At 73.6% G+C, this 26,575-nt stretch carries 24 protein-coding genes, 1 tRNA gene and 1 pseudogene; 8 read left to right on the forward strand and 18 right to left on the reverse strand.

Annotated elements, in window-relative coordinates:
* Positions 1 to 119 precede the first annotated feature (119 nt).
* Complete coding sequence (locus ACH4PU_RS29425) at positions 120 to 449, forward strand: hydrophobin family protein (protein ID WP_398278517.1); 330 nt, start codon at positions 120 to 122, stop codon at positions 447 to 449.
* 36 nt (positions 450 to 485) lie between these two features.
* Here the strand turns inward: ACH4PU_RS29425 and ACH4PU_RS29430 are convergent, their stop codons facing one another.
* The 7 genes and pseudogenes from ACH4PU_RS29430 to ACH4PU_RS29460 all read right to left on the reverse strand — a co-directional run bounded on the left by ACH4PU_RS29430 (position 486) and on the right by ACH4PU_RS29460 (position 6,325).
* Positions 486 to 1,322 carry a DJ-1/PfpI family protein gene (locus ACH4PU_RS29430; RefSeq protein WP_398278521.1) on the reverse strand — a complete coding sequence of 279 codons (837 nt, stop codon included), beginning with the start codon at positions 1,320 to 1,322 and terminating at the stop codon, positions 486 to 488.
* A gap of 151 nt (positions 1,323 to 1,473) precedes the next feature.
* Complete coding sequence (locus ACH4PU_RS29435) at positions 1,474 to 2,076, reverse strand: DUF1707 domain-containing protein (protein ID WP_398278524.1); 603 nt, start codon at positions 2,074 to 2,076, stop codon at positions 1,474 to 1,476.
* A 110-nt stretch (positions 2,077 to 2,186) separates the two neighbouring features.
* Positions 2,187 to 2,522 (reverse strand): helix-turn-helix domain-containing protein, encoded by a 336-nt coding sequence (locus tag ACH4PU_RS29440; protein ID WP_398278527.1) that lies wholly within the window; start codon positions 2,520 to 2,522, stop codon positions 2,187 to 2,189.
* Positions 2,519 to 2,755: pseudogene (locus ACH4PU_RS29445) on the reverse strand (type II toxin-antitoxin system RelE/ParE family toxin); the annotation flags it as partial. The gene ACH4PU_RS29440 and the pseudogene ACH4PU_RS29445, both read right to left, overlap by 4 nt.
* Before the next feature lie 66 nt (positions 2,756 to 2,821).
* Positions 2,822 to 3,571 carry a succinate dehydrogenase/fumarate reductase iron-sulfur subunit gene (locus tag ACH4PU_RS29450; protein WP_398278530.1) on the reverse strand — a complete coding sequence of 250 codons (750 nt, stop codon included), beginning with the start codon at positions 3,569 to 3,571 and terminating at the stop codon, positions 2,822 to 2,824.
* A complete protein-coding gene (locus ACH4PU_RS29455; RefSeq protein WP_398278533.1) occupies positions 3,568 to 5,562 on the reverse strand; it encodes a fumarate reductase/succinate dehydrogenase flavoprotein subunit in 1,995 nt (664 codons plus the stop codon). The genes ACH4PU_RS29450 and ACH4PU_RS29455 overlap by 4 nt, the downstream gene beginning before the upstream one ends.
* A gap of 1 nt (position 5,563) precedes the next feature.
* Positions 5,564 to 6,325, reverse strand: a complete 762-nt coding sequence (locus ACH4PU_RS29460) for a succinate dehydrogenase cytochrome b subunit (RefSeq protein WP_398278536.1) — start codon at positions 6,323 to 6,325, stop codon at positions 5,564 to 5,566.
* A gap of 87 nt (positions 6,326 to 6,412) precedes the next feature.
* Between ACH4PU_RS29460 and ACH4PU_RS29465 the strand changes: the two genes are divergently transcribed.
* Positions 6,413 to 7,300 (forward strand): LysR substrate-binding domain-containing protein, encoded by an 888-nt coding sequence (locus tag ACH4PU_RS29465; RefSeq protein WP_398278539.1) that lies wholly within the window; start codon positions 6,413 to 6,415, stop codon positions 7,298 to 7,300.
* 97 nt (positions 7,301 to 7,397) lie between these two features.
* Here the strand turns inward: ACH4PU_RS29465 and crcB are convergent, their stop codons facing one another.
* The 4 genes from crcB to ACH4PU_RS29485 all read right to left on the reverse strand — a co-directional run bounded on the left by crcB (position 7,398) and on the right by ACH4PU_RS29485 (position 9,866).
* Positions 7,398 to 7,751, reverse strand: coding sequence for a fluoride efflux transporter CrcB (gene crcB, locus ACH4PU_RS29470; protein ID WP_398278542.1), 354 nt, complete (start codon positions 7,749 to 7,751; stop codon positions 7,398 to 7,400).
* On the reverse strand, positions 7,748 to 8,080 hold the full coding sequence (locus ACH4PU_RS29475; RefSeq protein WP_004954959.1) for a DUF190 domain-containing protein: 333 nt from the start codon (positions 8,078 to 8,080) through the stop codon (positions 7,748 to 7,750). The genes crcB and ACH4PU_RS29475 overlap by 4 nt, the downstream gene beginning before the upstream one ends.
* Positions 8,077 to 8,517 (reverse strand): fluoride efflux transporter FluC, encoded by a 441-nt coding sequence (locus ACH4PU_RS29480; RefSeq protein ID WP_398278546.1) that lies wholly within the window; start codon positions 8,515 to 8,517, stop codon positions 8,077 to 8,079. The genes ACH4PU_RS29475 and ACH4PU_RS29480 overlap by 4 nt, the downstream gene beginning before the upstream one ends.
* A gap of 92 nt (positions 8,518 to 8,609) precedes the next feature.
* The gene (locus tag ACH4PU_RS29485) at positions 8,610 to 9,866 is read right to left on the reverse strand and encodes a styrene monooxygenase/indole monooxygenase family protein (protein ID WP_398278549.1); all 1,257 of its coding nucleotides are present in this window, start codon (positions 9,864 to 9,866) and stop codon (positions 8,610 to 8,612) included.
* 245 nt (positions 9,867 to 10,111) lie between these two features.
* On the opposite strand from ACH4PU_RS29485, the gene ACH4PU_RS29490 reads away from it, so the two are divergent.
* Positions 10,112 to 10,351, forward strand: coding sequence for a chaplin (locus ACH4PU_RS29490; RefSeq protein ID WP_398278552.1), 240 nt, complete (start codon positions 10,112 to 10,114; stop codon positions 10,349 to 10,351).
* Between the two features lie 122 nt (positions 10,352 to 10,473).
* Here ACH4PU_RS29490 and ACH4PU_RS29495 read toward each other — a convergent pair whose 3' ends face one another.
* Both ACH4PU_RS29495 and ACH4PU_RS29500 read right to left on the reverse strand, forming a co-directional pair.
* Positions 10,474 to 11,202 carry a 4'-phosphopantetheinyl transferase gene (locus tag ACH4PU_RS29495; protein WP_398278555.1) on the reverse strand — a complete coding sequence of 243 codons (729 nt, stop codon included), beginning with the start codon at positions 11,200 to 11,202 and terminating at the stop codon, positions 10,474 to 10,476.
* Entirely contained in the window at positions 11,199 to 12,095 is an 897-nt protein-coding gene (locus ACH4PU_RS29500) for a metallophosphoesterase family protein (RefSeq protein WP_398278558.1), read from the reverse strand. Before ACH4PU_RS29500 ends, ACH4PU_RS29495 begins: the two co-directional genes overlap by 4 nt.
* Before the next feature lie 348 nt (positions 12,096 to 12,443).
* On the opposite strand from ACH4PU_RS29500, the gene ACH4PU_RS29505 reads away from it, so the two are divergent.
* Positions 12,444 to 14,237: a serine/threonine-protein kinase gene (locus ACH4PU_RS29505; RefSeq protein ID WP_398278560.1), complete on the forward strand. Its 1,794-nt coding sequence runs from the start codon at positions 12,444 to 12,446 to the stop codon at positions 14,235 to 14,237.
* A gap of 18 nt (positions 14,238 to 14,255) precedes the next feature.
* On the opposite strand, the gene ACH4PU_RS29510 is transcribed toward ACH4PU_RS29505, so the two are convergent.
* Entirely contained in the window at positions 14,256 to 15,089 is an 834-nt protein-coding gene (locus ACH4PU_RS29510; protein WP_398278563.1) for an SWIM zinc finger family protein, read from the reverse strand.
* Complete coding sequence (locus tag ACH4PU_RS29515) at positions 15,086 to 18,235, reverse strand: DEAD/DEAH box helicase (RefSeq protein WP_398278566.1); 3,150 nt, start codon at positions 18,233 to 18,235, stop codon at positions 15,086 to 15,088. The genes ACH4PU_RS29510 and ACH4PU_RS29515 overlap by 4 nt, the downstream gene beginning before the upstream one ends.
* A 570-nt stretch (positions 18,236 to 18,805) precedes the next feature.
* Between ACH4PU_RS29515 and rfbB the strand changes: the two genes are divergently transcribed.
* Entirely contained in the window at positions 18,806 to 19,849 is a 1,044-nt protein-coding gene (gene rfbB / locus ACH4PU_RS29520) for a dTDP-glucose 4,6-dehydratase (protein WP_398278569.1), read from the forward strand.
* A 90-nt stretch (positions 19,850 to 19,939) separates the two neighbouring features.
* Here rfbB and ACH4PU_RS29525 read toward each other — a convergent pair whose 3' ends face one another.
* The 3 genes from ACH4PU_RS29525 to ACH4PU_RS29535 form a co-directional block, all read right to left on the reverse strand.
* Positions 19,940 to 20,611, reverse strand: coding sequence for an MFS transporter (locus tag ACH4PU_RS29525; RefSeq protein WP_398278572.1), 672 nt, complete (start codon positions 20,609 to 20,611; stop codon positions 19,940 to 19,942).
* 479 nt (positions 20,612 to 21,090) lie between these two features.
* Positions 21,091 to 21,312, reverse strand: a complete 222-nt coding sequence (locus ACH4PU_RS29530) for a CarD family transcriptional regulator (protein WP_224347147.1) — start codon at positions 21,310 to 21,312, stop codon at positions 21,091 to 21,093.
* A gap of 147 nt (positions 21,313 to 21,459) precedes the next feature.
* Positions 21,460 to 21,532, reverse strand: a tRNA-Arg gene (locus ACH4PU_RS29535).
* 308 nt (positions 21,533 to 21,840) lie between these two features.
* On the opposite strand from ACH4PU_RS29535, the gene ACH4PU_RS29540 reads away from it, so the two are divergent.
* The 3 genes from ACH4PU_RS29540 to ACH4PU_RS29550 all read left to right on the forward strand — a co-directional run bounded on the left by ACH4PU_RS29540 (position 21,841) and on the right by ACH4PU_RS29550 (position 26,457).
* Complete coding sequence (locus tag ACH4PU_RS29540; protein WP_398278725.1) at positions 21,841 to 23,508, forward strand: dynamin family protein; 1,668 nt, start codon at positions 21,841 to 21,843, stop codon at positions 23,506 to 23,508.
* Positions 23,505 to 25,490: a GTPase gene (locus ACH4PU_RS29545; protein ID WP_398278577.1), complete on the forward strand. Its 1,986-nt coding sequence runs from the start codon at positions 23,505 to 23,507 to the stop codon at positions 25,488 to 25,490. The genes ACH4PU_RS29540 and ACH4PU_RS29545 overlap by 4 nt, the downstream gene beginning before the upstream one ends.
* 307 nt (positions 25,491 to 25,797) lie before the next feature.
* Entirely contained in the window at positions 25,798 to 26,457 is a 660-nt protein-coding gene (locus tag ACH4PU_RS29550; RefSeq protein ID WP_398278580.1) for a single-stranded DNA-binding protein, read from the forward strand.
* Positions 26,458 to 26,575 lie beyond the last annotated feature (118 nt).

Below are 26,575 nucleotides of genomic sequence, written 5' to 3' on the forward strand. Positions count from 1 at the left end.
CCCTCCATCGGGTGGTTCCCGTTCGCGGGCGGGTTGGTTCGATACCGGCGGAGCAACGGTTGAACGAGAAACGCGTCAACCGCCGGCCACCGGCCGCCGCTCGAAGGACTCCCGTGAACGTGAAGAAGACGACCGCCCACTGCCTCGCCGGTCTCTCGGCCGCCGCAGCTCTCGTCCTGTCCCCGCCCGTCACCGCCGGGCAAGCGCTCGCGGCCGACGGTTCCACGACGCCCATGCGCTGCCGGAGCGTCGGTACCGCGCGGGACGCCGACGTGGCGTCCGTCCTCCAGCCCCTCGGCGTCCACCTGCAGAACCCGGATACCCCGGTCGGCCTCTCGTGCACCCCCACCCGTAACGGCGGCCCTGACGTCAACTTCTGTGCGGGCAAGGACCCGATCCACGGCATCGCCGTCATCGGCCGTCGCCCCATGGGTCACACCTGCCCCTGAGGCGTCCATGACGCGGTTAGGCCCTGTCAGGCCCTGTCAGGCCGCCGGTACCGCCGCGTCGTCGATCAGTTCGAGCGCGAGCCGCCGCGTCGTCTCGTCCGCCTTCTCGGGGCTGCCGGAGTCGAACGGCGGGTGCGGGTCGTACTCGACGGCGAGCTGCGTCGCCCGGGCGGTGACGTCGTCGCAGAGGCGGGCGACGAGGTGGAGGCCCATGTCGAGGCCGGCCGAGACGCCGGCCGCCGTGATGATCCGGCCCGTCTCGACGAAGCGGCCGGGCGTCCAGACGGCGCCGAGCTTCGCCAGGTAGGGGCGGGAGGCCCAGTACGTCGTCGCGGGCAGCCCTTTCAGCAGCCCGGCGGAGCCGAGGATCAGGGAGCCGGTGCAGACGGAGGTGGTCCACGTCGTACGGCGGTGCAGTAGGCGGATCCAGTTCAGGACCGCCCGGTCCTCCATGGTGGCGATCGTGCCGCGGTTGCCGCCGCCGGGAACGAGGAGGACGTCGGCGCGGCGTACGTCCGCGAGGGCCCGCTCGGCGGTCAGGGCGAGCTGCCCGGTGTCCGTGCGCACGGGGCCCGGGCGGTGGGCGACGGTGACGACGCGGACGTCGGGCAGGCGGCAGAGCATCTCGTAGGGGCCGACCGCGTCCAGCGCGGTGAAGCCGTCGTAGAGCAGGATCGCGACCGTTCTGCGCGGGCTCCCGCCCACCGGTAGGCCGTCACCCCGAGCGCCCTGGTCGACCCGGTCGTCGCGGTACGGCGAGGCGGCGGCCGGGCCGCCCGCCCCACCGAGTCCCACGGCGAGAGCGCCCGTGGCCGCCGCCCCCAGCACCCCGCGGCGCGACGGCTGTACTGCCGAATGCATGGCCGTAGTCATCCAAACCCCCTTGGTGATCAGCTGACTTCAAGGGAGTCGTGCGAGGAAGGACCCGGGTTCCCGGAGTTGCCCACCGGTCGCCCGGCAATGGCTTGGAGGACCTGAGCCTTGGAGGAGCCTCAGCCCTGGACAACCTTGGCCTTGGACAACCTCAGCCCTGCGTAAGCTCCGTGCGCCGCTTGCTCCGCCGCAGTTCGCGCCGCTTGGGGTGGCGGACGACGACGCCCGCCATGCCCGGCGTTCCGCTGATCCTGATCAGGGGAGTGCCGGGGAGCCGGGGCGTGGTGGCGGTCTTGTCCCTGACCCCGCCCTCCATGCCGTCGGTGTTCACACCCCAGCCCTCGGGGACGACGAGCACGACACCGCCCATGCCGCCTTCCGCCTCCACCGCGACCTCCGGCAGCCGGCACTCGGCCGCGGTGAAGTCGAGGACGACGCCGCCCATGCCGCCGTGGGCGACGATCCGCGCGGGCACCGTCCAGTAACCCTCGCGCTTCGCGCCGTGCATACCGCCCTTGAGCGTCAGCGGCTTGGCCGGATCCGCGCCCGGCCGGACGGGCAGATCGGCGGTGAGCGCGGCGAGCTCCCCATGCGTCCGGGCACTCAGCGCCCGCTCCACCCGCTCGTCCAACTCGCCGAAGTCCAGCCGCCCTTCGGCCGCCGCCTCGTTCAACCGCTCCACGACCGCGTCCCGCTCGGCGTGCGAGGCGCGCACGGACCCGTCATCGCCGGAGGCCGGCAGCTGCTCACTCATACGCCCCATGCTAAGCGCCCCCGCCCGCCGCCCGAAGAGACGAACGCACCCGGTTCGGAGCCCGCGCAACGCGTTGCATGACGAGGCTCGGCTTCCTGTGCGGCGTCGGTCTACGCGGCGTCGGTCTCGAAGGTGACCTCGCTGCCCGTCGGAGCGAGATGCACGTCCACCGTGACATCCAGAGCGGCGGCAAGCCTGAGCAGCAGGTCCGACGTCATCGGGAGAACGCCGCCGACCTCGATGTGTTCGACCTCCTCCGCCGTCGTACCGAGCCGTGCGGCGAGATCGTCCTCGCTCAGGCCCAGCGCGGTCCTGCGGTCGTACACCAGTTGGCCGAGCGCCATGGCCAGCCGGATCTGCTCGCGTTCGGCGATCACGGCGGGGGGCTCACTGTGCCCGTGGCGCATCTCGGTCTCGCGGGCGAGCCGCCAGCGTGTGTGGTTCATCGCTCCTCCTCGGCGGTCTGGCGGTGGTAGTCCTCGTGAGCCGGTGGGTGCTCTGCCGCACACCGTTGCTGGGCGATCAGCGCTCGTTTGACCTCGACGTCCTCCCGCATCCGCTCCTTGCGGAAAACGGTCAGCAGCACGATGCGGCGTTCAGGAGCCAGCCAGTATGTCACTCGCAGGGCGTTGCCGCCGAGCCCGAAACGCAGCTCGCGGACCCCGTTCCCGAGGTGCCGTGAGTGCGGTACGGGCGCTCACCGTATGGTGATCGTTCGGCATTCAGCCCTGCTCGTGGCACCTTCCTACTTGCCCCGCCCCTTCACCGAAGCCCGCAAGTACTCCCGGTTCATGCGCCCGATCGCCGTCAGGGGGATGCCCTTCGGGCAGGCCGTGGCGCATTCGCCGGTGTTGGTGCAGCCGCCGAAGCCCTCGGTGTCCATGGTGCCGATCATGTCGAGGACGCGGGACTCCCGCTCCGGGCCGCCCTGGGGGAGGACGTTGAGGTGGACGACCTTCGCGGAGGTGAAGAGCATGGCGGAGCCGTTGGGGCAGGCGGCTACGCAGGCGCCGCAGCCTATGCACTCGGCGTGTTCGAAGGCGAGGTCGGCGGCCGGCTTGGGGACCGGGGTGGCGTGGGCCTCGGGGGCGGAGCCGGTGGGGACGGAGACGTAGCCGCCGGCGCCGATGATGCGGTCGAACGCCGAGCGGTCGACGACCAGGTCCTTCACGACCGGGAACGCCGCGGCCCGCCACGGCTCGACGTCGATGGTGTCGCCGTCCGTGAAGTGGCGCATGTGGAGCTGGCAGGTCGTGGTGCGCTCCGGGCCGTGGGCCTGGCCGTTGATGACCATGCCGCAGGCGCCGCAGATGCCCTCGCGGCAGTCGTGGTCGAAGGCGACGGGCTCGTCGCCGGCGAGGATCAGCTCCTCGTTGAGGTGGTCGAGCATCTCCAGGAAGGACATGTCCTCGCTGATGCCCCTGACCTCGTAGGTGGTCATGGCGCCGGGCGAGCCGGGGTCGCGCTGGCGCCAGATGCGCAGGGTGAGGTTCACGCGTAGCTCCGCTGGGTGGGGTGGACGTACTCGAAGGTCAGGTCTTCCTTGTGGAGCACCGGCGGGGCACCCGTGCCGGTGAACTCCCAGGCGGCCGCGTACGAGAACTCGTCGTCCTTGCGCGCCGCCTCGCCCTCCGGCGTCTGGCTCTCCTCCCGGAAGTGGCCGCCGCAGGACTCGGCGCGGTGCAGCGCGTCCAGGCACATCAGCTCGGCCAGTTCCAGGTAGTCGACGATCCGGTTCGCCTTCTCCAGGGACTGGTTGAGCTCCTCGCCCGTCCCGGGGACCTTGATCCGGCGCCAGAACTCCTCCCGCAGCGACGGGATGCGGTCCAGCGCCTTGCGCAGGCCGCTCTCCGTCCGCGCCATGCCGCACTCGTCCCACAGCAGTTCGCCCAGCTCGCGGTGGAACGAGTCGGGCGTCCGGTCGCCGTCGACGGACAGGAGGCGGGCGAGGCGGTCGGTGGCCTCGCCGACCGCCTCCGTCACCGCCGGGTGGTCCTCCGGGACGGGGGTGTGCGGGTGCCGGGCCAGGTAGTCGTTGATCGTCGACGGCAGGACGAAGTAGCCGTCGGCCAGGCCCTGCATCAGGGCGGACGCGCCGAGCCGGTTGGCGCCGTGGTCCGAGAAGTTGGCCTCGCCGATCGCGAACAGGCCCGGAACGGTCGTCTGGAGGTCGTAGTCGACCCACAGACCGCCCATCGTGTAGTGGATCGCCGGGTAGATGCGCATCGGCACCTCGTACGGGTCCTCGGCGGTGATCCGCTCGTACATCTCGAAGAGGTTGCCGTACTTCGCCTCCACCGCCTTCCGGCCCATCCGCCGGATCGCGTCCGCGAAGTCCAGATAGACGCCCTGCCCGCCGGGGCCGACGCCGCGCCCCTCGTCGCAGACGTTCTTCGCGGCGCGCGAGGCGATGTCGCGCGGGACGAGGTTGCCGAAGGACGGGTAGATCCGCTCCAGGTAGTAGTCGCGCTCGTCCTCCGGGATCTCCGCCGGCGGGCGCGTGTCGCCCTGCGCCTTCGGCACCCAGATGCGGCCGTCGTTGCGCAGCGACTCGCTCATCAGCGTCAGCTTGGACTGGTGGTCGCCGGAGCGCGGGATGCAGGTGGGGTGGATCTGGGTGAAGCAGGGGTTGGCGAAGTACGCGCCGCGCCGGTGCGCCCGCCAGATGGCCGTGGCGTTGGAGTTCTTGGCGTTCGTCGAGAGGTAGAAGACGTTGCCGTAGCCGCCGGTGGCCAGCACCACGGCGTCGGCGACGTACGTCCGGACGGCCCCCGTGATCAGGTCACGGGCGACGATGCCGCGCGCCCGCCCGTCCACGACGATCAGGTCGAGCATCTCCGTGCGCGGGTGCATCTCGACGTTCCCGGCCGCGATCTGCCGCGACAGCGCCTGGTACGCGCCGAGCAGCAGCTGCTGGCCCGTCTGGCCGCGGGCGTAGAACGTCCGCGACACCTGGACGCCGCCGAACGAGCGGGTGTCGAGCAGCCCGCCGTACTCGCGGGCGAACGGCACGCCCTGGGCCACGCACTGGTCGATGATCTCGACGGAGACCTGGGCGAGCCGGTGCACGTTGGACTCGCGGGCCCGGAAGTCGCCGCCCTTGACGGTGTCGTAGAAGAGGCGGTGGACGGAGTCGCCGTCGTTGCGGTAGTTCTTCGCCGCGTTGATGCCGCCCTGGGCGGCGATGGAGTGCGCCCGGCGCGGCGAGTCCTGGTAGCAGAACTGGACGACGTGGTAGCCCTGTTCGGCGAGGGTGGCGCCGGCCGCGCCGCCCGCCAGGCCGGTGCCGACGACGATGACGGTCTGCTTGCGGCGGTTGGCCGGGTTGACGAGCTTGGCCTCGAACCGGCGGCGGTCCCAGCGCTCGGCGATCGGGCCGTCGGGGGCCTTGGTGTCGGCGATCGGGTCGCCGGTCGTCCAACGGACGTCGTGGTCGTCGTGGTCGTCGTGGTCGTCATGGCCGTCGTGGCCGTCGTGGTGGGACATGTCAGCTCACGATTCCTGTCAGCACGCCGATCGGGACGGCGAGGAAGCCGAGGGTCAGCAGGACGGCCAGCCCGTTGGCGATCACCTTGAACGCCCGGTCCCGGCGCGGGGAGTTGGCGCCCAGCGTCTGGGCCGCGCTCCAGAAGCCGTGCCGGATGTGCAGGCCGAGGGCGAGCATCGCGGCGATGTAGAAGGCGCTCACGTACCAGCGGTCGAAGGACGCCACCAGGTTCTGGTACGGGTGCCCCTCCTCGGCGTTGGGGTTCACCGTGAGGGTGGTGAGGTCGAGGATGTGCCAGACGATGAACAAACCGAGGATCACCCCGCCCCAGCGCATGGTGCGGGTGGCGTAGCTCGCCCGGGCCCGCTTCCGCTCGTACTTCGCCGGGCGGGCGGCCAGGTCCCGGCGGCTCAACTGGTAGGCGGCCACGCCGTGCAGCACCACGGACGCCGTGAGCACCACCCGCGTCAGCCACAGGAACCAGGTGCGGTGCAGGAAGGGCTCGCCGATGGTGCGGATCCAGTGCCCGTAGTGGTTGAACTCCCCGGGCCCGAAGAAGACCTTCAGGTTACCCAGCATGTGGGCGACCAGGTACGCCAGCATGATCAGTCCGGTGGTCGCCATGACCGCCTTCTTGCCGACGGTCGAGCGCCACAGGAGGCCCAGGAAGGACGGGGACCGCCCGGCGGCGGGCTTCGAAGGGGGCTCGGAGGGGGGCTCGGTGGGGGACGGGGATCGCGCCGTCCGGGACGCCAGTGCCATGCCGCCGACAGTAGGTCGGCAAGATTCATGCGTCCAAGACATGACGGGCCTGGTTTCCATAGAGAACGCCTATCTATCCTGGTCGGCGTGCAACTCCAGCAGCTCCGCTACTTCGCGACGGTGGCCGAAGTACGTCACTTCACCCGCGCCGCAGAGACCCTCCACGTCGCCCAGCCGTCGCTCTCCCAGCAGATCCGGGCGCTGGAACGGGAGCTGGGTGCCGACCTGTTCCACCGGGCGCGCGGCAACATCACGCTGACCGACGCGGGCGAGGCGCTGCTGCCCCTCGCCCGGCGCATCCTCGCCGACACCGACACCGCGCGGCGCGAGGTCCAGGAGGTCGCCCAGCTCCGGCGCGGCCGGGTACGGCTCGGCGCGCCGCCGAGCCTGTGCGCCAGCCTGGTCCCGGACGTGCTGCGCGCCTACCACGCGCGCTACCCGGGGATCGAGCTGTTCATCGACGAGGGCGGCTCCCGCGACCTGGTCCGCGACCTGGCCGCCGGCGCCCTCGACCTGGCCGTGATCATCACCCCGCTGGGCGTCGGCGCCCCCGCCCTGACCACCACCGAGCTGCTCCACGAGGACCTGGTCGTCGTCTCCTCCCCGTCCGCCCCGCCACCGGTCCGCCGGGCCCGGATGCGGGTGGAGGACCTGCGCGGACTGCCGATGGTCATGTTCCGGCGGGGCTACGACCTGCGGGAGATGACCATCGCGGCCTGCCGGGCGGCCGGTTTCGAGCCGTCGTTCACGGTGGAGGGCGGCGAGATGGACGCCGTCCTGGGCTTCGTCCGCGCCGGGCTCGGCGTCGCCGTCGTCCCCGGCATGGTCGCCGCCCGCTCGGGGCTGCGCGTCACCCCGTTCGACGGCGACCGGATGCGGCGGACGGTCGCGGTGGCCCACCGCAAGGACGCGCCCCCGCCGCGCGCGGCACGGGAGTTGTGGGGGGTGCTGCTGGAGCACTTGGGGGAGGCGTGAGTCGTGAGGAGACCGCGCCGGGCGGGAATCATGAACAGGCCCGCGCCGGGACTCATGAACAGGCGGCGCCGGGCGGGAACCGTGAGAACAGCCCGCGCTAGACCGCCCCGCCGAGCCACACCCCCGCGTACGCCGCCCCCAGCCCCACCGCCACGCTCCCGAGCACGTTCAGCACCGCCAGCCCCCGCGCCCCGTCCTCCGCCAGCCGCAGCGTCTCGTACGAGAACGTGGAGTACGTGGTCAGTGCCCCGCACAGCCCGGTGCCCAGCCCCAGCCGGACGTCCTGCGGGGCGACGGCCGTCAGCACCCCCAGCACGAGGCAGCCGACGACGTTGACCGTGAACGTCCCCCAGGGGAACACCGAGTCGTGCCGCGCCTGGACGGCCCGGTCGGCGAGGTAGCGCAGCGGAGCGCCGACCATGGCGCCGGCGACGACGAACAGCCAGTTCACCCCCGGTGGACCTCGACCTCGTCCAGGGTGACGAGCCCGCCGGACCCCTCGTCCAGCAGCTCGTCGACGACGGGCAGGAACGCCCGTACCCGCTCCGGCACGTCCACGATCACCACCGCCACCGGCAGGTCCTCGCTCAGCGACAGCAGCCGCGCGGTGTGCACGCGGGACGAGGCACCGTAGCCCTCGACGCCCCGGAACACGCTGGCGCCCGCCAGCCCGGCCCGGTGGGCGCGGTGCACGAGCTCGGAGGCGAGCGGCCGGCCGTGCGCGGTGTCGGACTCGCCGAGGTACACCGTCAGCCGGAGCGCCGGGCCGCGCGGGATCACCGTCGGCCTCCCCGCACCAGCCGGCGCGTCACGGCGGACGCGGCCCACACCGCGGCCAGCGCGGCGAGCGGCGTCGCGGCCAGGTACAGCAGCCCGGTCGCCGTCCGGCCGTCCGCCAGGAAGTGCCGGACGTCGACGGCGTAGGTGGAGAACGTCGTGTACCCGCCGAGCACGCCGGTGCCGAGGAAGGGGCGCAGCAGCCGGTGGGGGGAACCCCGCTCGGCGATAGTCGCCAGCAGGACGCCGATCAGGGCGCAGCCGGTCGCGTTGACCAGGAAGGTCGTCCAGGGGAAGGCGCCGTCCGGCGTCGGCCACAGCAGACCGGCCCCGTAGCGGGCCGCCGCGCCCAGCCCGCCGCCGACGGACACCGCGGCTACGACGGGCCCCTGGGCGGGCCGGTGCCGTGCGGTGGCCGGGGCGGCCGGTGTCGTGCTCACCCGGTCACGCTAACGCACGGGCCGAGCGGCCACCCGCCGGGCCGTGCCCGTGAGGCCGCACCCGCCGGGGACCGCCCGTCGGATCCCATCCGTCAGTCTGCGGCCGGCCGGCCCGTGACCGCCGTCAGGTACGCGTCCGCCCGGTCGGCGTCCAGCAGCCAGTCGCGGTAGCCGGCCGGGTCGGCGAAGCCGTTGACGTAGCGGTGGGCGACCTCCGGGTGGTCCGCCGCCGCGAGCGCGACGCGCCGCACATGGTCCGGGGGCGGGCCGAGCAGCAGGTCGCTGAAGGCGACGGCGTGCCGGGCGTGCTCCCACCAGGACGCGAACGTCCCGTACATCCAGGCGTGGTCGAACGGCCGGTCGCCGCGCTCGACGATCGCCCGCAGGTACCGGTCGGCGCAGCGGGCCGCGCTGTTGCAGCCCTGCCCGGCCAGCGGGTCGTTGAGCACCACGGCGTCCGCCATGCCCAACACGTGTGTCCCGGGGGCCACTTCCGCCACCGGGTGCCGGACGACGGGGGTGACCGCCCCGGTCAGGGCGGCACCGGCGTCCGTCGGCTCGGCGTCCGCGCACAGCTCGTACTCCCACGGGACGTACTCCCGCATCAGCTCCAGCGAACGGGCGAGGAGCTCCGCCGGGCCCGGCGAGTCCCGCCAGCGGTCGAACGGGCCGTCCGGCACGGCCTCCCACATCAGGATCGAGCAGGGGCCGGAGAGGGTGAGGGCCGGTATCACGAACAACTCGCCGACGCCCCGCACGGACGTCATCCGCAGCCGGCCGGGCGCCTCCGGGTGTGGGTGGACGCCGTGCAGGTAGACGACGGCGAGGGCGCGCCGCGGCCGGTCGTGGGGGCTGTGCCGGGGGTCGCGGCCGAGGACGGACCCGAGCCCGCCGCGGCCGGAGGCGAGCACGGTCAGGTCGTGGGCGGCGGCGAGGTCCGGCAGGTCGTCGGCGGTCACCGGGCGGTACTCGACGCGCCCGCCGCGCTCCTCGAACAGCTCCAGCCAGCGGGCGGTCTTCAGCCGCAGGTCCACCGACTGCGCCGGCTCGTCCAGCGCGGCGCCGAACGCGCGGAGGACCGTGCCCGCCGGGCCGGCGGTGGTCAGCCCGGCGCCGGTGATCCAGGGCGCCTCGCCGTCCCACAGGTTCAGCCCCGCCGCCCGTTCCAGGGCCCGCGCCGGGGCGAACATCTGCTGTGTCGAGACGACCCGTCCGGCGCGGATCTCGCCGGGCGTCCGGTCGGACACCAGGAGCACCCGGTAACCGGAAGAGCCGCCCCCGGCCCCCTGCAGCCCCAGCGCCAGATGCAGTCCGGCCTGACCCGCCCCGACGATCGCGATCCCGCGCATGGCCCGCCCCTCCCCACCGGTCGTCCGTCCGTCCCTTGTACGCGTTGTACGCGGTACGGGGCGCGGCTGTACAGACGTCGCACGGACGTCATGGCACCTTCCGGGGCCCGGCGGGGCCGTTCGGCGGCCGGTCACCCGTCCGCCGCACGAATCGAAACCTTCGGGGTGATCGGACGTTGATCCGGGCTCCCGGCCGTCAGCGGCCGTGAGCTCGACCCTGTCAGACCGAACGAAGGTGTCACCCCATGTCACGAATCGCCAAGGCAGCGGCCCTCACCGCCACCGTGGGCACGGCGCTGGCCGGCGTCTCCGGCACCGCCCTCGCCGACTCGAACGCCAAGGGGGCGGCCGTCGGCTCCCCGGGTGTCGTCTCGGGCAACGTCATCCAGGTCCCGATCCACCTCCCCATCAACCTCTGTGGCAACACCATCGACATCGTCGGGCTGCTCAACCCGACCAGCGGCAACGTCTGCGTCGCCGACTGACGCACCGCACCCGACGACATCGGGCGCGTCCGCGCCGGGTCTCCGCTCCGCACGGCGGAGGGCCCGCGGGGCCGGCGCCCGTTCGTGGCGCCCCCGACACGGTCGGCGGGCGCCACGCTGTTTTAGGGGACGGTGGTCCGGTCGTCCCTGCTTTCCTCTGTGGTCCCTCCCGCCGCGGCACCGGCCGGTGCCGGGACGGCGATGGCCGTGACGACGAGGCCCTCGCCCGCCGCCCAGCGCCCCTCGAAGCCGTCCAGCCGGCGGCCGCCGACCACCGGTCCCGGCACCAGCAGCCGGGCCGTGAACGTCCCGGCGTCCGGATCGACGGCCAGCTCGGCCTCGTCGAAGTCCAGCTCCAGGCCGGTCAGCGGGTACCACGCCTTGAAGACGCTCTCCTTGGCGCTGAACAGCAGCCGTTCCCAGTGCACGTCCGGCCGGCGGGCCGCCAGGCCGGCGAGCCACTCGCGCTCGGACGGCAGCGAGACCATGCCGAGGACGCCGTCCGGGAGCGGCCCGTTCGGCTCGGCGTCTATCCCGAGCGACGCGGCGTCGGCGGCCCGCGCGACCGCGGCGCCCCGGAAGCCCTGACAGTGCGTCATGCTCCCGACCACCCCGTCCGGCCAGGCCGGCGCGCCCCGCTTGCCGGGCAGCAGCGGACCGGGCGGGAGGCCCAGCCGGCCGAGGGCGGCGCGGGCGCACACCCGGACGGTGGCGAACTCGTGCAAGCGCTTGGGGACGGCGCGGGCGACATGGGCGGCCTCCTCGGGGAAGAGGAGGCTCACCGGGTCGTCCGGGGCGTCGGTGAAGGCGTGTTCGGTGACGGCCCAGGAGGGCAGAAGTGCGGCGATCACCAGACGGCTCCCGGCTCGTCCACGGGCTGGGGCAGGATCTGCCGGAGCGGCTCGCGGGGCGGCCGGGGCCGCCATTCGCGCGGGTAGCCGACCGACACCTCCTCGAAGCGGACGCCGTCGTACCGGGTCACGCGCGGGATGTGCAGGTGCCCGTAGACCGCGGCGGCGGCCCGGAAGCGGACGTGCCAGTCGGCGGTGAGCTCGGTGCCGCACCACTGGGCGAAGTCCGGGTAGCGCAGGATCCGGGTGGGTTCGCGGACCAGCGGCCAGTGGCTGACGAGGACCGTCCGCATGCCCGGGTCGAGCTCCGCCAGCCGGCGCTCGGTATAGGCGACGCGCGCCCGGCACCAGTCGTCGCGGGTGGCGTACGGGTCGGGGTGCAGGAAGTGCTCGTCGGTGCAGACGACGCCCGCCTCGTAGGCCCGGCGCAGCGACTCCTCCTTGGTGGCGGCGCCGGGCACGCGGAAGGTGTAGTCGTAGAGGGTGAACAGCGGCGCGACGGCCACCGGGCCGCCGTCGCCCTCCCACACCGGGTAGGGGTCCTCGGGCGTGGCGACGCCGAGTTCGCGGCAGAGCTCCACCAGGCGCAGGTAGCGCTTCTCGCCGCGCAGGTCGCAGGGGTCCTTGGGCGGGGTCCACAGCTCGTGGTTGCCGGGTGCCCAGATCACCTTGGCGAAGCGGCCGGCGAGCAGCCGCAGCGCCCACTCGACGTCGTCGTACCGCTCGGCGACGTCGCCGGCGACGATCAGCCAGTCGTCGTCGTGGGTGGGACGCAGGGTCTCGGTGAGGGCGCGGTTCTCGGCGTGGGCGATGTGGAGGTCGCTGACGGCGAGCAGTCTTCCGGCCGGATGGGGCACGGGTTGCGGGGGAGGCACGGCTTGCGGGTGGGGCACGGCTGGGTCCTTTGCGGTTTTTTCCGTCGTTCCGTCGGTCCGTTGTACTCGTGTGTTCCGTCGCGCTCGTGAACTGCTCGCCGGCTTCCGGCCGGTGGCGGCCGTTCCGTCGTTCCAGGCCCGCGTCCCGCGCCCGGCCCCTCACGCTAATACGGCGGTCCGGCCGGGCGGAACCCCTGTTCGGGACGGTAGGGGCGGGTGGGGCGCGGGGCTCGGGGGCGCGTGGTCCCCGGGCGGAGGGAGGACGGTGAGGGTGCGCCGGGGAGGGCGGGGGTGCCCCCGAGAGGGTGCCGGGGGGTAAAACACAGGCGATTACGGGGCCCGGCGCGCGTGGCCGATGATGGGGGCATGACCAACGACGGGGGAAGGGCGCAGCAGCCCACCAGTTACGACCTGCGGCCGCCGGCCCCGGCCTGGCCGAACCCGTACGCGGACCCGGCGGCGCCGCCGGTGACCCAGGACCCGGCCGCGATGGCCGTCGCGCCCGGCGCGGCCGCCGACGTGGCACCCGGCGGGACGGGACCGGTCGGGGGGCCGGGGATGGCGGCGGGTCCGGGGGCGGCCGCTGGGCCGGGGCCGGTGATGGGCCCGGGGACGGCCGTGGGTCCGGGGACGGCCGTGGGGGAGCCGGGCGCCGGCCGCCGGGTGGGCGGCCGGTACCTGCTCCGGTCGCGGCTGGGCCACGGCGGCATGGGAACGGTGTGGCGGGCGCACGACGAGGTCGTGGACCGCGAGGTCGCCGTCAAGGAGCCGCGCGTCCCGGACCACCTGCCGGAGTCCATGCGGCAGACCATCCACCTGCGGATGCAGCGCGAGGCCCGTGCCGCGGCCCGCGTCGCGCACCCCTCCGTCGTCGCCGTGCACGATGTGGTGGTGGAGGAGGGCCGCCCCTGGATCGTCATGGAACTGGTCAAGGGGCAGTCGCTGGGCGGCCGGCTGAGCGAGGGGACCCTGGACGCCCGCGAGGCCGCCCGCGTCGGCCTCGCCGTGCTGGGCGCGCTGGAGGCGGCGCATGAGGCGGGGGTGCTGCACCGGGACGTCAAGCCGGACAACGTCCTGCTCGGGCGGCACGACCGGGTCGTGCTCACCGACTTCGGCATCGCGCAGATCGAGGGCGAGCAGGGCCTCACCGAGACCGGCGGCTTCATCGGCTCGCCCGAGTTCGTCGCGCCGGAACGGGCGTTGGGGCAGCGGCCCGGGCCCGCGTCCGACCTGTGGTCGCTGGGCGTCGTGCTGTACGCGGCCGTCGAGGGCATGTCCCCGTTCCGCCGCTCCAACACGCAGGCGACGATGCAGGCCGTGCTCTCCGCGGAACCGCCGCGCCCGACCCGGGGCCCGGCCGTCTTCACCGACATCGTGATGCGCCTGCTGCGGAAGGAGCCGTCCGCCCGGCCGACGACGTCCGAGGTGCGCGCGGCCCTGGAAGAGGTCGCGCGGCCGGCCCCCGTGGCGACCGCGGCGGCGGCGCCGACGCCGGCGGCGACCGGCAGCCGGTGGATCCCGCCGGTGCTGCACCACAAGCGGAAGACGCAGTGGTCGTTGGGCGTCGGGGTCGTGGTGGTGGGGGCGGCCGTGGCGCTGTTCGCCATCAACCCGTTCGGCTACGGTCCGGCGACGCCGCTGCACTGGAAGGTCGTCGACGAGCCGGAGATCGTCAAGGCGTCGCTGGCGGTGCCGGAGGACTACGTCAAGGAGATCAAGCCCGACGAGCACCTGGTGCTCTTCAACGACCCCGGCGGGGTCTACCGGATCTCCCTGTTCACCCACAACGACCCGCCCCCCGGCTCCTCCGACGCGTCCGACAAGGAGAAGCAGGTCGACTCGGCCCGTTTCCAGGCCGCCAAGCGGAAGACGAGACTGGAGAAGGGCGACATCTCCGAGGTCGCCGACGCCCGGGTCTCGGTCGGCTCCGCGCCCTCCTTCGACGGCCGCGAGTCGGTGGAGATGACGACCGTCTACCGGAAGTCCGGCTCCGGCGACAACGACCCCAAGGCCGTCCGCCGCACCCGCGTCATCGTCAACAAGGCGAAGGACACCGCCTGGTACCTGGAGGTGACGATGCCGGAGAAGGGCAAGGCGCGGGCCGACGGCGACAAGCTGTACAAGGAGGTCCTGCGGTACCTCAAGCTCAAGGAGAAGTGAGGCCGGGGTTCCGTCCGCTCAGGCGCTCCCTCCGGCCATGCGCCACGCGTGGGCCGCGGCCCGTTCCACCGCGCCGGCCAGCAGCTCGGCGTCGGCCGGTGAGCAGCCCGGCGGCGGCCCCAGCCGGCGCAGCCTGCGGGCGGGGTCGGCGGGCGGCTGGGGGTGCAGGGGGACGGCGGTGAGATCGCCGCCGGTGAAGTAGGCATCGGTGGCGGCCAGTTCGGCGACGGCGACGGTCTCCGGGGCGGCGGACGCGTCGGCGGCGCCGCCGGACCGGGTGGCCCGCAGCGCGGTCAGCAGCCTCTCCCTGCTGCGCCCGCGCAGGGCGGGCAGCAGGAAGGGGTTGTCCTGGAGGGCGTCGGCGAAGGCGTAGTGGACGGCGGCACCGTGGGAACACGGGTCACCGCCGTCCCGGCAGTCACAGTGGCAGGAGAGCTCGCCGCGCCGGGGGAAGAGGGCGATCCCGGCCTTGCCGAAGGTGGCGTCGATGTCCTCCGGCATCCGGCCTTCGAGCAGGGACGCCGCCTGTCGGAGCTGGCCGGCCAGCACCCGGACGCCGGCCGACCACTCGGCGTCGTCGAGGACCGGGAGCCGCAGCGTCACCCGGCAACTGGTCCTGGCCAGTTCCACCCGGGCGGTGACCTCGCCCGGGCGGACCGTCAGGCCCTGGACCGCGCCCTGGCGGGCCAGCGTACGGCCGCGCGGGAGGCGGGGGTTGGGGTAGGTGGCGCCCAGCGACTCCAGGGCGCGGATCCAGCGCCTGCTCCACCAGGTGCCGCCCGGGGCGGCCGGCTTCTCGCGGGCGTTCCGCTTCTCGCGGGCGGGTGCGGTGCGGCGGGTCGCGGTGCTCATGCCGTCTCTCCTGTGGCTGCCGAGGGGGTCGGGCCGCCCGCGCTCGTGGACTCCTCCGAGCCGGCGAGGCGGACGAGGGCGCGCAGGGCGTCGTCGTCGAGCTCGGCCAGCCAGGTCTCGCTCGTACCGACGACGGCATCCGCGAGGGAGCGCTTGCTCTCCAGGAGCGCGTCGATGCGTTCCTCGAAGGTGTCGGCGGTGACCAGTTTGTGCACGTGCACGGTCTTCGTCTGGCCGATGCGGTGGGCGCGGTCGGTGGCCTGGTCCTCGACGGCGGGGTTCCACCAGCGGTCGTAGTGCAGGACGTGCGAGGCACGGGTGAGGTTGAGGCCGAAGCCGCCCGCCTTGAGGCTGATGACGAGCAGCGGGGACGCCGCGTCGCCGTGCTGGAACGCGTCCACCATCGCGTCGCGCCGCTCGGCCGGGGTGCCGCCGTGCAGGAACGGTACGTCGTCCAGGCCTAGTTCGGCGGCGAGGTGGCGGGCCAGCAGCTCGCCCATGACGCGGTACTGGGTGAAGACGAGGGCCCGGTCGCCCGCCGCGACGGCCTCGCCCAGCATCTCGGTCGCCCGCATCAGCTTCCCGGACCGGCCCGCCAGTGCGTTCGCGGACGCCGGGTTCTCGCCCAGGTACTGGGCCGGGTGGTTGCAGATCTGCTTGAGGTGGGTGAGCAGCCGCAGCACGTTGCCCTGCCGCCGGATGCCGGTGCCGAGCCCGTCGTCGCCGTCGAGCGCGTCCGCGACGGCGGCCCGGTAGAGCCGGGCCTGCTCGGCGGTGAGGTCGCAGGGGACCGTGGACTCCATCTTGGCCGGCAGCTCGTCCACCACCGCGCTCTTCATCCGCCGCAGCACGAACGGCGAGACGACGGCGCGCAGCCGCTCGGCCGCCTCCCGGTCGCCGTCGCGCTCGATCGGCCCGGCGAACTGCTCCTTGAACCGCCGGTGCGAGCCGAGCAGCCCGGGGTTGGCGAAGTGCGCGATGGACCACAGCTCCGACAGCCGGTTCTCGACCGGGGTTCCGGTCAGCGCGACCCGGGCCCGGGCGTCCAGGCGCAGGGCCGCGCGGGCCGTCTGCGCGGTGTGGTTCTTGATCTGCTGCGCCTCGTCCAGGACGACGAGGTCCCAGTCGACGGAGGCGAGCAGGTCGGCGTCCAGCCGCAGCAGGGCGTAGCTGGTGACGACGACCGCGCCCGGGGTGAAGGCGTCGGGGGTGGTGGCCCGCCGGGCACCGTGATGACGGATGACGGGCAAGCCCGGTGCGAACCGGGCCAGTTCGCGCTCCCAGTTGCTCACGACGGACGTCGGGCAGACGACGAGCCGGGGCCGGTCGCCGGCGCGGCCGGCGAGCAGCGCGATGGTCTGGAGGGTCTTGCCGAGGCCCATGTCGTCGGCGAGCAGCGCGCCGAAGCCCAGGTCGGTGAGGGACCGCAGCCAGGCGACGCCGCGCCGCTGGTAGTCGCGGAGGTCGGCGTGCACGCCGGTGAGGTCGGGCTCGGTGCGCCCGCCCGCCTCGCGCAGCCGCCCGACGAGGTCGGCGACCGAGCCGTCTGCGACGGCCGGCACATCGCCGAACTCCTCGGTGCGGTGGCGGCCGCACAGCGCGATGGCCAGCGCCTCGGCGGTCGAGAGCCGCCCCGATGTGCCGACGAGCCCCGCCAGTTCGTCGATCCGGTCGGGGTCGAGCCGGATCCAGGTGTTCCGCCAGGGGGCGAGGGGCTCGCCGCGGGAGGCGAGGAGGGCGACCTCGTCGGGGGTCGCCGCTTCGTCGCCGACGACGGCTTCCCAGCGGTAGGTGACGGTACGGGGGTGGGGTGCGCGGGTTGTGCCGGTCGCGCCGGTCGTTTGGGCCGTGTTTTTGCGGGCGGTCCGGCGGGTGCCGACGCGGAGGCGGGGTCCGAGTTCGTGGCCGTCCTCGCCGTCCAGCTCGTCCGGAAGGGTGAGTCCGATGCCGGCGGTGTGCAGGGCCGTCGCGGTGTCGCCGAACAACTCGGCTGCCTGGAAGGGGTTGAGCAGGGCCCGGGTGGGCCGGTTCTCCTCCAGACAGGCGGTGAGGGGCCGGAAGACGCGGGCCGCGCGGCCCAGCCCCTCGGTCAGCGCCTCCTGTGGATCATCCAGGAGCCGGTCGCCGAGGGAGAGGGTGCCCGAGTCGGTGTCCCAGACGCGGTGGGCGGAGACGAGGGTGCCCGATTCGTCCACCGCCTCCAGGTGGAAGGTCAGCGGCCAGAGCGCGTCCGGCCCGGCGGGCGTGCCGAGGCGGAGGTGGAGCCGGACGGCGGCCCGCTCGCCGTCACCGGTCAGGGCCCATTCGGCGAGTCGGCCGGGGGTGGGGGCGGTGGGGGCGGGGATTTCGGGGGAGTTGGGGAAGGTGGTGAGGGTGGCCACCCAGGAGGGTGGGGTGGTGGTCGGGGCGTCGCCGGTGCGGGCGCAGGTGTCGGCGACGGCGTCACAGAAGGCGGTGAGAAGGGCGAGCGGGGACCAGACCCGCGTGGGGGCGGGGGGCGTGTCGGTGGCGTCCGGTGTGGAGGTGCCGTTCGGTGCGGAAGTGATCTGCGGGGCGGAGGCGGTGTCCGGTATGGGAGGGATGCCCGGTGTGGAGGTGGCGTACGGCGTCGGGGTGGTGGCGTCCGGCGTCGGGACGCGCAGGGCGTGGGCGGCGGCGGGCAGTGCCGCGGCGAGGGCCGCCAGCCGGGGGTCGCCGTTGGTCGCCGCCCGCCAGTGGGCGCGGACCCGGCCCTCGCCGGCCTCGCGCAGGACGGGGACGAGGTGACCGGCGGTGACGTGCTCCAGGGCGAGGCGGGCGGCGACGGCCCAGGCGTGGACGGAGTGGCTCCAGGGGCGGTCGGCGGCGGGGGCTTCCGGCGCGTCGTCTCCGGAGCCTGCGACGACGTGGGTTCCGGTTCCGGTTCCGGCTGCGGTCAGGGCGGCCAGCGAGCCGACCGCCTCGCGGACCGGGACCAGCAGCGCGGGGACGTCCACGTCCACCAGGGAGCCGCCGTGCGGCAGAAGGGTGGGAAGCGTGGGGGGAGTGGGGGAAGCGGGGAGCCGGGTGCCCATGGTGTCGGCGGCGCCGGCCGGCAGGCCCAGGGCCGCCGCCTCCACCGCGGGTTCGGGGGTGCCCCAGAAGGCCACGACTCCGTTTCCCGGCACGTCGGGATCCGGAACGAACGTCGCCTGCAAGCGGCCGGGAAACTCCGGCGTGCCCATACAGCGGTCCCATCTGTTCGGTAATACGGACTTCAGGAAGCGGACAGCATAACCAGGTAATGCGGGAATTTCACATGAGGCTGGTCGAGGCCGTATTTCGACGGTTGTTCCCCGTGCGTTCGCGCGTGTATCGGATGGGCGCCCCCGGGGTGGCCGGACGGAATGTCCTGCGACCGGCTCCATCCTGAGCCGACTGGGCAATGCGGCATCCAGGGCCCCGGCGAGGGCGGCGTCCGGCGAAATCCGGCCATCCGCCCTTTTTCGGCCGGAATTTCTGCGGAGGCATTATGAGAGCGCATTTTCCCGCAGTGTCAAATCGTTCCGGCGGGAAATTCCGAGGACATGAATTCCGTGCTTCGTCAAGCGTGCCGCGCTTTTCCCTCCGGCCGCTGTGCGCACCCCTCCCGGCACATCGAACGGAAGATCACCGCCGCGATCCGGAGGCCCTGGCCCCGAATCTGCGTCCGCCCACCGCCTGGTACTGGGCGATCACGGCACGGTAGAGCTGTCCCCATGAGCACTGAGACGCGCACCACGGAGACGCGCACCGCCGCGCAGGAGACCGCCGCCGTTCCCAGGATCCTCGTCACCGGCGGCGCCGGGTTCATCGGTTCCCACTACGTCCGCACCCTTCTGGCCGGGGACGGACCGGAGCGCCCGTACCTCACCGTCCTCGACAAGCTCACCTACGCCGGCGTCCCGGCCAACCTCGACGCCGTACGTCACTCCGACCGCTTCCGCTTCGTCCAGGGCGACATCTGTGACACCGAGCTGGTCGACCGGCTGGCCGCCGAACACGACCAGATCGTCCACTTCGCGGCCGAGTCCCACGTCGACCGTTCCGTACGGGAGGCGGACGCCTTCGTCCGTACCAATGTGCTGGGCACACAGAGACTCCTCGACGCGGCGCTGCACAACGGTGTCCGGGTCTTCGTGCACATTTCGACCGACGAGGTCTACGGCTCCATCGACCACGGCTCCTGGACCGAGGACGCGCCGCTGTCCCCCAACTCCCCCTACGCGGCGGCCAAGGCGGCCGGCGACCTGTTCGCCCTCGCCTGCCACCGCACCCACGACCTCGACGTACGCGTCACCCGCTGCTCCAACAACTACGGCCACCACCACTTCCCCGAGAAGCTGATACCGCTGTTCGTCACCAATCTGATGGACGGCCTGGAGGTGCCGCTCTACGGGGACGGGCGCAACGTCCGCGACTGGCTGCACATCGACGACCACATCCGCGGCATCGAACTCGTCCGCACCCGTGGCCGGGCCGGCGAGATCTACCACATCGGCGGTGGCGCCGAACTGACCAACCGCGAGCTCACCGACATGCTGGTGGAGGCGGTCGGTGCGAAGCCGTCGCTCGTCCGGCACGTCGAGGACCGCAAGGCCCACGACCGCCGCTACTCGCTCGACTGGAGCAAGATCCGCGACGAGCTGGGGTACCGGCCGGTCCGCGGCTTCGAGGAGGCGCTGGCGGAGACGGTCGCCTGGTACCGGGACAACCGCGCCTGGTGGGAACCGCTCAAGCAGCGGGCGGCGCTGCTGCCGTAGACGAGCTGACGAGCCGGCCTGGCCTGGTCTGACGCCGAAGCCTCCCGCCCCACCGGAAGCCCGGGACGGGAGGCTTCGTTCGAACCTGGATCACCAGGACCGGGGCGCGGATCTCCGGGGCAGCAGGAAGCTGACGGCGAAGCGGAGGGCGATGAGGCCGAGGCCGGCTCCCATGGTGGCGGTGAAGCCGTAGCTGTGGGCGCGCCCGCCGGGGTGGGGGGCGCGGACGGCGAAGCTTCCGGCGATCAGCGGGTACAGCAGCAGGACGAGCACGGCGCCGGAGAGGAGCATGCCCAGCGGATCCAGCCGGGCCCCGGTCCCGGCGCGGCCTTCGGGCAGCGCCCGGGAGGCGCCGACGAGCGCCACGACGCCCACCGGGACATCGAGCCAGAACACCGCGCGCCGGCCCTGCCCGAACGGATCGGCCTCCAGCAGAGCGGCGCCGCCGAGGATCGGGCCGACGGCGGAGGCGAGGCCGTTGAGCGAGGAGGAGGCGGCCGGCGCGCCGCCGCGCTCGTAGGGCGCGTACGTCAGCTGGATCTGCGACAGCACCTGCGGCACCATCGCTGCGGCGAAGACGCCCTGGACCACAGGGGCCGCCACCAGCGCCCCGGCGCCGGGCGCGGCGGCGCACAGCCCGGAGGCCAGGGTGAACCCGGCGACACCGACGAGGGACATCCGCCGGTACCCGTACAGATCGCCGAGGCGCGCCCCGGTGACGATGCCGAGCGTGAACGCCGGCGTGTACCGGCCGGCGGCCACTGCGACTGCGCGGGGGAGGGCCCCAGCGCATCGCCGCCTAGTGCAAGGACCTCGACACCCGCAGCCGCGCCCTCGCGTCCGACTTCTCGCCGCCGGAACTCCAGGCGGTCCTGCGCTTCCTGATGGGCAGCCGGGACGACGCCCTGCGGAGACGGAGGCGCTGCCGGAGTAACCGGCCCGACTGGGCCTGGCCGGGCCCGACCAGCCCGACCAGGCGACAGAAAAATGCCCCTCCTGTTTAAAGAAGGGGCGCAACGTCAGAGGGACGTACTCGCGACCGGGTCCTCGGACGCGATGGCCTCGTCCTCCCCGAAGTCCGGGGCCTGGAAGGGGTTCGTCGTCGGAGGCGGCAGTTCGAGAGCCGAGCGGCGGGGTGCCCCTTCCGGGGCGGAGAACAGTGAGGTCGAGTCGATGAGAGGTCTCCCTTTACGTTGCCGGCCCGGCGAAGGGCCGGCGTGCCGCAACACGGCACAGAGGTCCTAGAGTTTGGTCATCTTGGCGTACGGGCTCAGGATCCGCTCTTCCGTAGAGCCGAAATCCACGAGCACCGCGATCCCGTCCTCGACGCCGGTCACGCGGCCGAGTCCGTACATGTCGTGCGTGACCTGGTCGCCCACGGCGAAGTCCTTGGGAGCCGGCGTGACCTTGGCCGCGAAGGGGCTGGTGGGCAGATGACGCTTCAATGCAGCAGGCTTTGTCATTGCCCCCAGTATGCGCCCGCGACCGCCCTCCGTGCGGCCGTCGTCCGCGTCGGTTCGGACACAGATCACCGACAGCAGCGCCCCCCACCTCCACCGCCCCCGCCCTGACCAGCAAAAAGACCCTCCCAAGGGGAGGGTCTGACCGTGCGCCCCCGGCAGGACTCGAACCTGCGGCCAAGCGCTTAGAAGGCGCCTGCTCTATCCACTGAGCTACGGGGGCCGGTGTGGTACGGCGGTGTCGCGGACGGCTGAAGCCCCGGGCTCGGTGGTGCCGTGACCTTGCCGGGGACAAGGATAGGGCTCCGCGTACCTCGTCCCGGTTGCTTCACCTCCGTGACACGATGTGGAGGTTCGGTGAAGCGGTCCTGATAATCGCAGGCGAGTGCGAATCGTGCACCGTTTTTGACACCTCCTGCGGCGGGTGTTGTGTACTCGTTATGCCCGGGCCCCACTCGCCACGCCCCGCGCGGCATGGTCTATACGCTTCAAAAACACCTCAGAATTGGGCATTCTGCACATGTGGCGACCTTGGACGTACGGCCCCGGCTGATCGACGCGCTGTCCGCACTGCGGGACCGCGTCGAGGCCGCTCGGTTTCCGCTCACCCTTCCCGGCGCCGTTCGCGCCCGTCGCAACCGTGCCGAGCTTCTGGCGCAGCTTGACGACTACCTCGTGCCCCGGTTGTGCGCCCCTGAAGCGCCGTTGCTGGCGGTGGTCGGGGGATCCACCGGGGCGGGGAAGTCCACGCTGGTGAACTCGCTGGTGGGGCGGCGGGTGACGGAGGCGGGGGTGCTGCGGCCGACGACGCGGGTGCCGGTGCTCGTCTGCAATCCGGACGATCACCACTGGTTCGCCGGGCCGCGGGTGCTGCCCGCGCTGCGGAGGGTCCGGGTGCCCGCGCGGGACGGACTGCTGGAGGACGTCCCCGTAGAGGTGACCCCTACGGGTGACGAGGACGACGACCGGCCCGGGCTGCGGCTGGAGACCGACCGGGCGCTGCCCCGCGGGCTGGCGCTGCTGGACGCGCCCGACATCGACTCCCTCGTGGAGCGCAACCGGGAGCTGGCCGCGCAGCTGATCTGCGCGGCGGACGTGTGGGTGCTGGTCACCACGGCCACCCGGTACGCGGACGCGGTGCCGTGGCATCTGCTGCGGGCGGCGAAGGAGTACGACGTCACGCTGGCCACCGTGGTGGACCGGGTGCCGCACCAGGTGACGGGGGAGGTGGCGCGGCAGTTCGGGGCGCTGCTGGAGGCGGCGGGGCTGGGGGACGTCCCCCGGTTCACCATTCCCGAGCTGCCCGAGTCGGTGGCCGGCGGGAGCGGGCTGCTGCCGGTCACGGCCGTGGCGGGGCTGCGGGCCTGGCTGATCCAGCGGGCCCAGGACCCCGCCTCGCGGACGGTGGCCCGGGCCCGTACCGCGAACGGTGTGCTGGCGTCGCTCGGTTCGCGGCTGCCGGGGCTGGCCGGGGCCGCGGCCGGGCAGCACTCGGCGGCGGTGCGGCTGCTCCAGCGGGTCGAGGACGCGTACGCCCGGGCCGCGGACCGGGTCCGGCGGGACGCGGCCGGCGGCGAGGCGCTGGCCGGCGACGCGCTGACGCACTGGCGCGGCCACCCGCGCGACAGCACCTCCGACGAGCTGCTGACCGCTCTCACCAACGCCTTCATCGCCCTCTTGACCTGTGCCGTCGATGCCGCCGACGAGGAGATCGCCACCGCCTGCGCCGGCGACCCGGCCGCCGCCACCGCACTGGCCCCGCGGGACGCGGAGGGCGCCGCCGCCCGGATCGGGGTGGCCGTGCGCTACTGGCGCCGCTGCCTGGAGGAACATGCGGAGGAGGAGGTGCGTGAGGCTCGCGGGGCGCGGGAGGTGCGCCAGGTCAGGCAGGTCCGCCCTTCGCACGGTCCCGAGCGCGGGGGTCTTCCCGACGCGGACCGGGTGACCGCGCTGCTGGCCGCCACGCTGCTGGGCGGGCGGCGGGCGCAGCCCGCGAGCGAGGCGCTCGCCGAGGCGCTCGGCGCCCGGAGCGCACTCCGGTTGCGCGAACGCGGTGGCGCGCTCCTCGACGCATGCGTGGAGCGGGTCCTGGAGACCGAGCGCGACCGTCGGACCGCCCCCCTGGAAGCCCTCGACGTCACCCCCGACCATCAGGTCGAACTCATCGCCGCGCTGTCCGTGTTGCAGAAGGAAAGGTGACCGCGGTGCACTCAGCCGACAGCCGCAGCGGACCGGGGAGGCCGCCCGCGTCCGACGCCGTCGACCGCTCCTGGGACGACGGACTCATCGCCCGCCGCGCACGCCCGGAGCGTACGCAACCGGACAAGGCGCGTCAGGAACAGCGGGAGCGCGTGGCGGCGCCCGCGCGCCCGGTGCCGAGCGTCGCCACCGTCCTCGGCGGCACCCTCCTCACCCGCCTCGACGCCCTCCGCGAACTGGTCGGACTCTCCCGGGCGAGGCTCGACGGCGGGACGCTCGACCAGGCCGGACGTGTGCTGGACGAGGCCGCCGTCCGGCAGCGGCACCCCCTCGACCTGACGGTCGTGGCCATCGCCGGATCGACCGGAAGCGGCAAGTCCACCCTCTTCAACGCCCTCGTCCGCGCCCAGCTCTCCGAGGCCGGAGTGCGCCGTCCCACCACCTCCGCGCCCGTCGCGTGCGCCTGGACCGACCGCGCGGACGGGCTGCTGGACCGGCTCGGGATCCCGGAGGGGGCGCGCCGCAAGCCGCCGCGCCCCCGCGACCCCGGGTTCGCCGGGCTCGTCCTCCTCGACCTCCCGGACCACGACTCGGCGGCGGCCGGCCACCGCGAGCAGGTGGACCGGCTGCTGGAGCTGGTGGACGCGGTGATCTGGGTGGTCGACCCGGAGAAATACGCCGACGCGGTGCTGCACGAGCGCTACCTCCGCCCGCTGGCCGGCTACGCGGAGGTCACCTTCGTCGTCCTCAACCAGCTCGACCGGCTCTCCGGGGACGCCGCGGACCAGGTCCTGGACGACCTGCGACGGCTCCTCGACGAGGATGGCCTGGCCCTCGGCGAGCACGGCGAGCCCGGGGCGGCGGTCCTGGCCCTGTCCGCGCTGACCGGCGAGGGCGTCGGCGAACTGCGGGAAGTGCTCGGCCAGTTCGTCACCCGCAGGAAGGCCGCCGAACTCCGCCTCACCGCCGACGTCGACGGCGCCTCGGCACGGCTGCGCCCCGTCTACGTCGCCGAGGGCCGGCCCGGCCTGACGGACGGGGCCCGGCTGGACTTCGAGGACCGGCTGGCGGAGGCCGTCGGCGCCCGCGCGTCCGGGCTGCGTGCCGAACGGACCTGGCTGCGTGGCGCCGAACGGGCCTGCGGGACGGTCTGGGGGCACGTCTGGCGGCACCACCGGAAGGCGCGGGAAGCGCGGACGGGTGAGGCCGGTGCGAGCAGTGGTGCGGACGTGGCACCGCCGCAGCGGCGCACGGCCTCCCGGCCGCTGGTCGAGCAGGCGGTGCGCACCCTGGTGCACGAGGCGTCCGCCGGGCTGCCGGAACCGTGGGCGCTGGCCGTCCGCGAGGCCGCCGTCAACGGTGCCGAGGGGCTGCCCGAGGCCCTGGACGAGGCCGGCGCGGCGGCCTCCCTGCCCGCCGTGCGCCGCGGCGCGTCCGGCGTCCGGTGGACGGGCGGGCGGCGGGCGGCGGGGGCCGCGGCCGGCGTGGCGGAGGGTACGAGGACGGGCGGACGGCGTGCTTCCGGCCGGGGTACGGGCGGGGGGCGCACCGGCGGCAGACGTACCGGCGACCGGCGTACGGGCGGGCGTACGGGCGCCGGGCGGACGCGCGGGGGCGGCGCGCCCCGGCTGGTGCGACCCCGGTGGTGGGCCCTGGCCACGGCTGCCCAGGTGATGCTGGTGCTGTTGCAACTGGGCGGACTGGTGTGGTTGCTGGCCGCGCTCTGCGGTGGCACGGAGGTGCCCTGGTGGGTGCCCGGCGGACTGACGGCGGGGTCTGTGGCGGGCGCGCCGCTGTTGTCCTGGGGCTGCCGGATGGCCGCCCGGGGGCCGGCCCGGGGGTACGGACTGGAGACGGAACGCCGGCTGCGGAACGCCGCGGCGGCCTGCGGGCGGGAACGGGTGCTGGAGCCGGTGGCGGCGGAGTTGCTGCGGTATCGGGAGTTGCGGGGGCGGTACGTGGTGGCCGCGGGGGAAGGGTGATGCGGGGGGAGGGGGATGCAGGGGAGGGGGATTTCGGGCGGCGTGGTGGTGCGTGCCCGGCTTGTGGAAAACCCGTTGGCCGACGCTTGATGGTGAGGCGAAGGGTGGGGGAGGGGAGTGGAGGGGCGGTTGTGTGCTCCTGTGAGTGACGGGTTTCTTCCACGCGCTCGCTCGCTGTCCACAGGCCCCGACGAGGCTTCCCCGTCGCGTGCACGATGAGGTCACGGACGGCTTCACCGTCCGTGCCGGGGGGCGCGCCGTGCCGCGCGCAAGGTCCCGGCTGTCGTGAAACGGGGGAGACAGCGCGATGAACGAGACACTGGTGACGGTCGTGGGCAATGTGGCGACCCAGCCCGACTTCCGGGAGGCCGCGAACGGCGCGGCCCTCGCCCGCTTCCGGCTCGCCGCGACGGTGCGCCGCTGGGACCGGGGGCGGGAGGAGTGGGCCGACGCCTACACGAGCTTCTACTCGGTGTGGGCGTGGCGCTCGCTGGCGAGCAACGTGGTCGCCTCGGTGACGATCGGCGAACCCGTCGTGGTCCAGGGGAAGTTGCGCATCAACACCCAGGAGCGGGACGGGAGACGGTGGACGTCCGCGGAGATCGACGCGGTGGCGATCGGGCACGATCTCGCGCGCGGGACCTCGGCGTTCCGCAGGGTGTCGCCGGCGCGGCCGCTGCCGGTCGAACCGGTGCGCATGGCGGGTGTCATGGGGAAGGCGGTCACGGATGTGGAGGCGGCGCGGATGAGCGCGGTCGTGGGCGGCGCGGAAGTGGTGCCGACCGGGATCGCGAAGGCCGTCGGGTCGTCTGGCGGCAGGCCTTCTGCCCGCGGGGCATCTGTCGGCGGGCCTTCTTCCGTCGAGTCGTTCGCCGTCGAGTCATCTGCCGACGGGCCACCTGACGAGATTTCGGATCGTGAGGGCGGGGGAAAAGTCGGCGGCTCGTTGGTGCCGAGTGCGCCTTGAAGTGCGGCGTCCGGTCGGGTGATTTGTCGATAAACCCGGGCTGAACACCTGGTTCCGATAACGATTCCGATTCGGATCGTCCGCCCGGCAGGCGAGTGCGGCGTTCGCGTCGCGGGCG

The sequence above is a fragment of the Streptomyces sp. NPDC021100 genome, from assembly GCF_044333095.1.
Classification (GTDB): Bacteria; Actinomycetota; Actinomycetes; order Streptomycetales; family Streptomycetaceae; genus Streptomyces.

Bases quoted from the DNA above. Each gene is read 5' to 3' on its own strand.
- ACH4PU_RS29510 (WP_398278563.1), bottom strand. From the start codon at position 15,089: ATGAGCACCGCGACCCGCCGCACCGCACCCGCCCGCGAGAAGCGGAAC.
- ACH4PU_RS29490 (WP_398278552.1), top strand. From the start codon at position 10,112: ATGTCACGAATCGCCAAGGCAGCGGCCCTCACCGCCACCGTGGGCACG.
- ACH4PU_RS29440 (WP_398278527.1), bottom strand. From the start codon at position 2,522: ATGAACCACACACGCTGGCGGCTCGCCCGCGAGACCGAGATGCGCCAC.
- ACH4PU_RS29485 (WP_398278549.1), bottom strand. From the start codon at position 9,866: ATGCGCGGGATCGCGATCGTCGGGGCGGGTCAGGCCGGACTGCATCTG.
- ACH4PU_RS29455 (WP_398278533.1), bottom strand. From the start codon at position 5,562: ATGTCCCACCACGACGGCCACGACGGCCATGACGACCACGACGACCAC.
- ACH4PU_RS29435 (WP_398278524.1), bottom strand. From the start codon at position 2,076: ATGAGTGAGCAGCTGCCGGCCTCCGGCGATGACGGGTCCGTGCGCGCC.
- ACH4PU_RS29550 (WP_398278580.1), top strand. From the start codon at position 25,798: ATGAACGAGACACTGGTGACGGTCGTGGGCAATGTGGCGACCCAGCCC.
- ACH4PU_RS29430 (WP_398278521.1), bottom strand. From the start codon at position 1,322: ATGACTACGGCCATGCATTCGGCAGTACAGCCGTCGCGCCGCGGGGTG.
- ACH4PU_RS29530 (WP_224347147.1), bottom strand. From the start codon at position 21,312: ATGACAAAGCCTGCTGCATTGAAGCGTCATCTGCCCACCAGCCCCTTC.
- rfbB (WP_398278569.1), top strand. From the start codon at position 18,806: ATGAGCACTGAGACGCGCACCACGGAGACGCGCACCGCCGCGCAGGAG.
- ACH4PU_RS29460 (WP_398278536.1), bottom strand. From the start codon at position 6,325: ATGGCACTGGCGTCCCGGACGGCGCGATCCCCGTCCCCCACCGAGCCC.
- ACH4PU_RS29505 (WP_398278560.1), top strand. From the start codon at position 12,444: ATGACCAACGACGGGGGAAGGGCGCAGCAGCCCACCAGTTACGACCTG.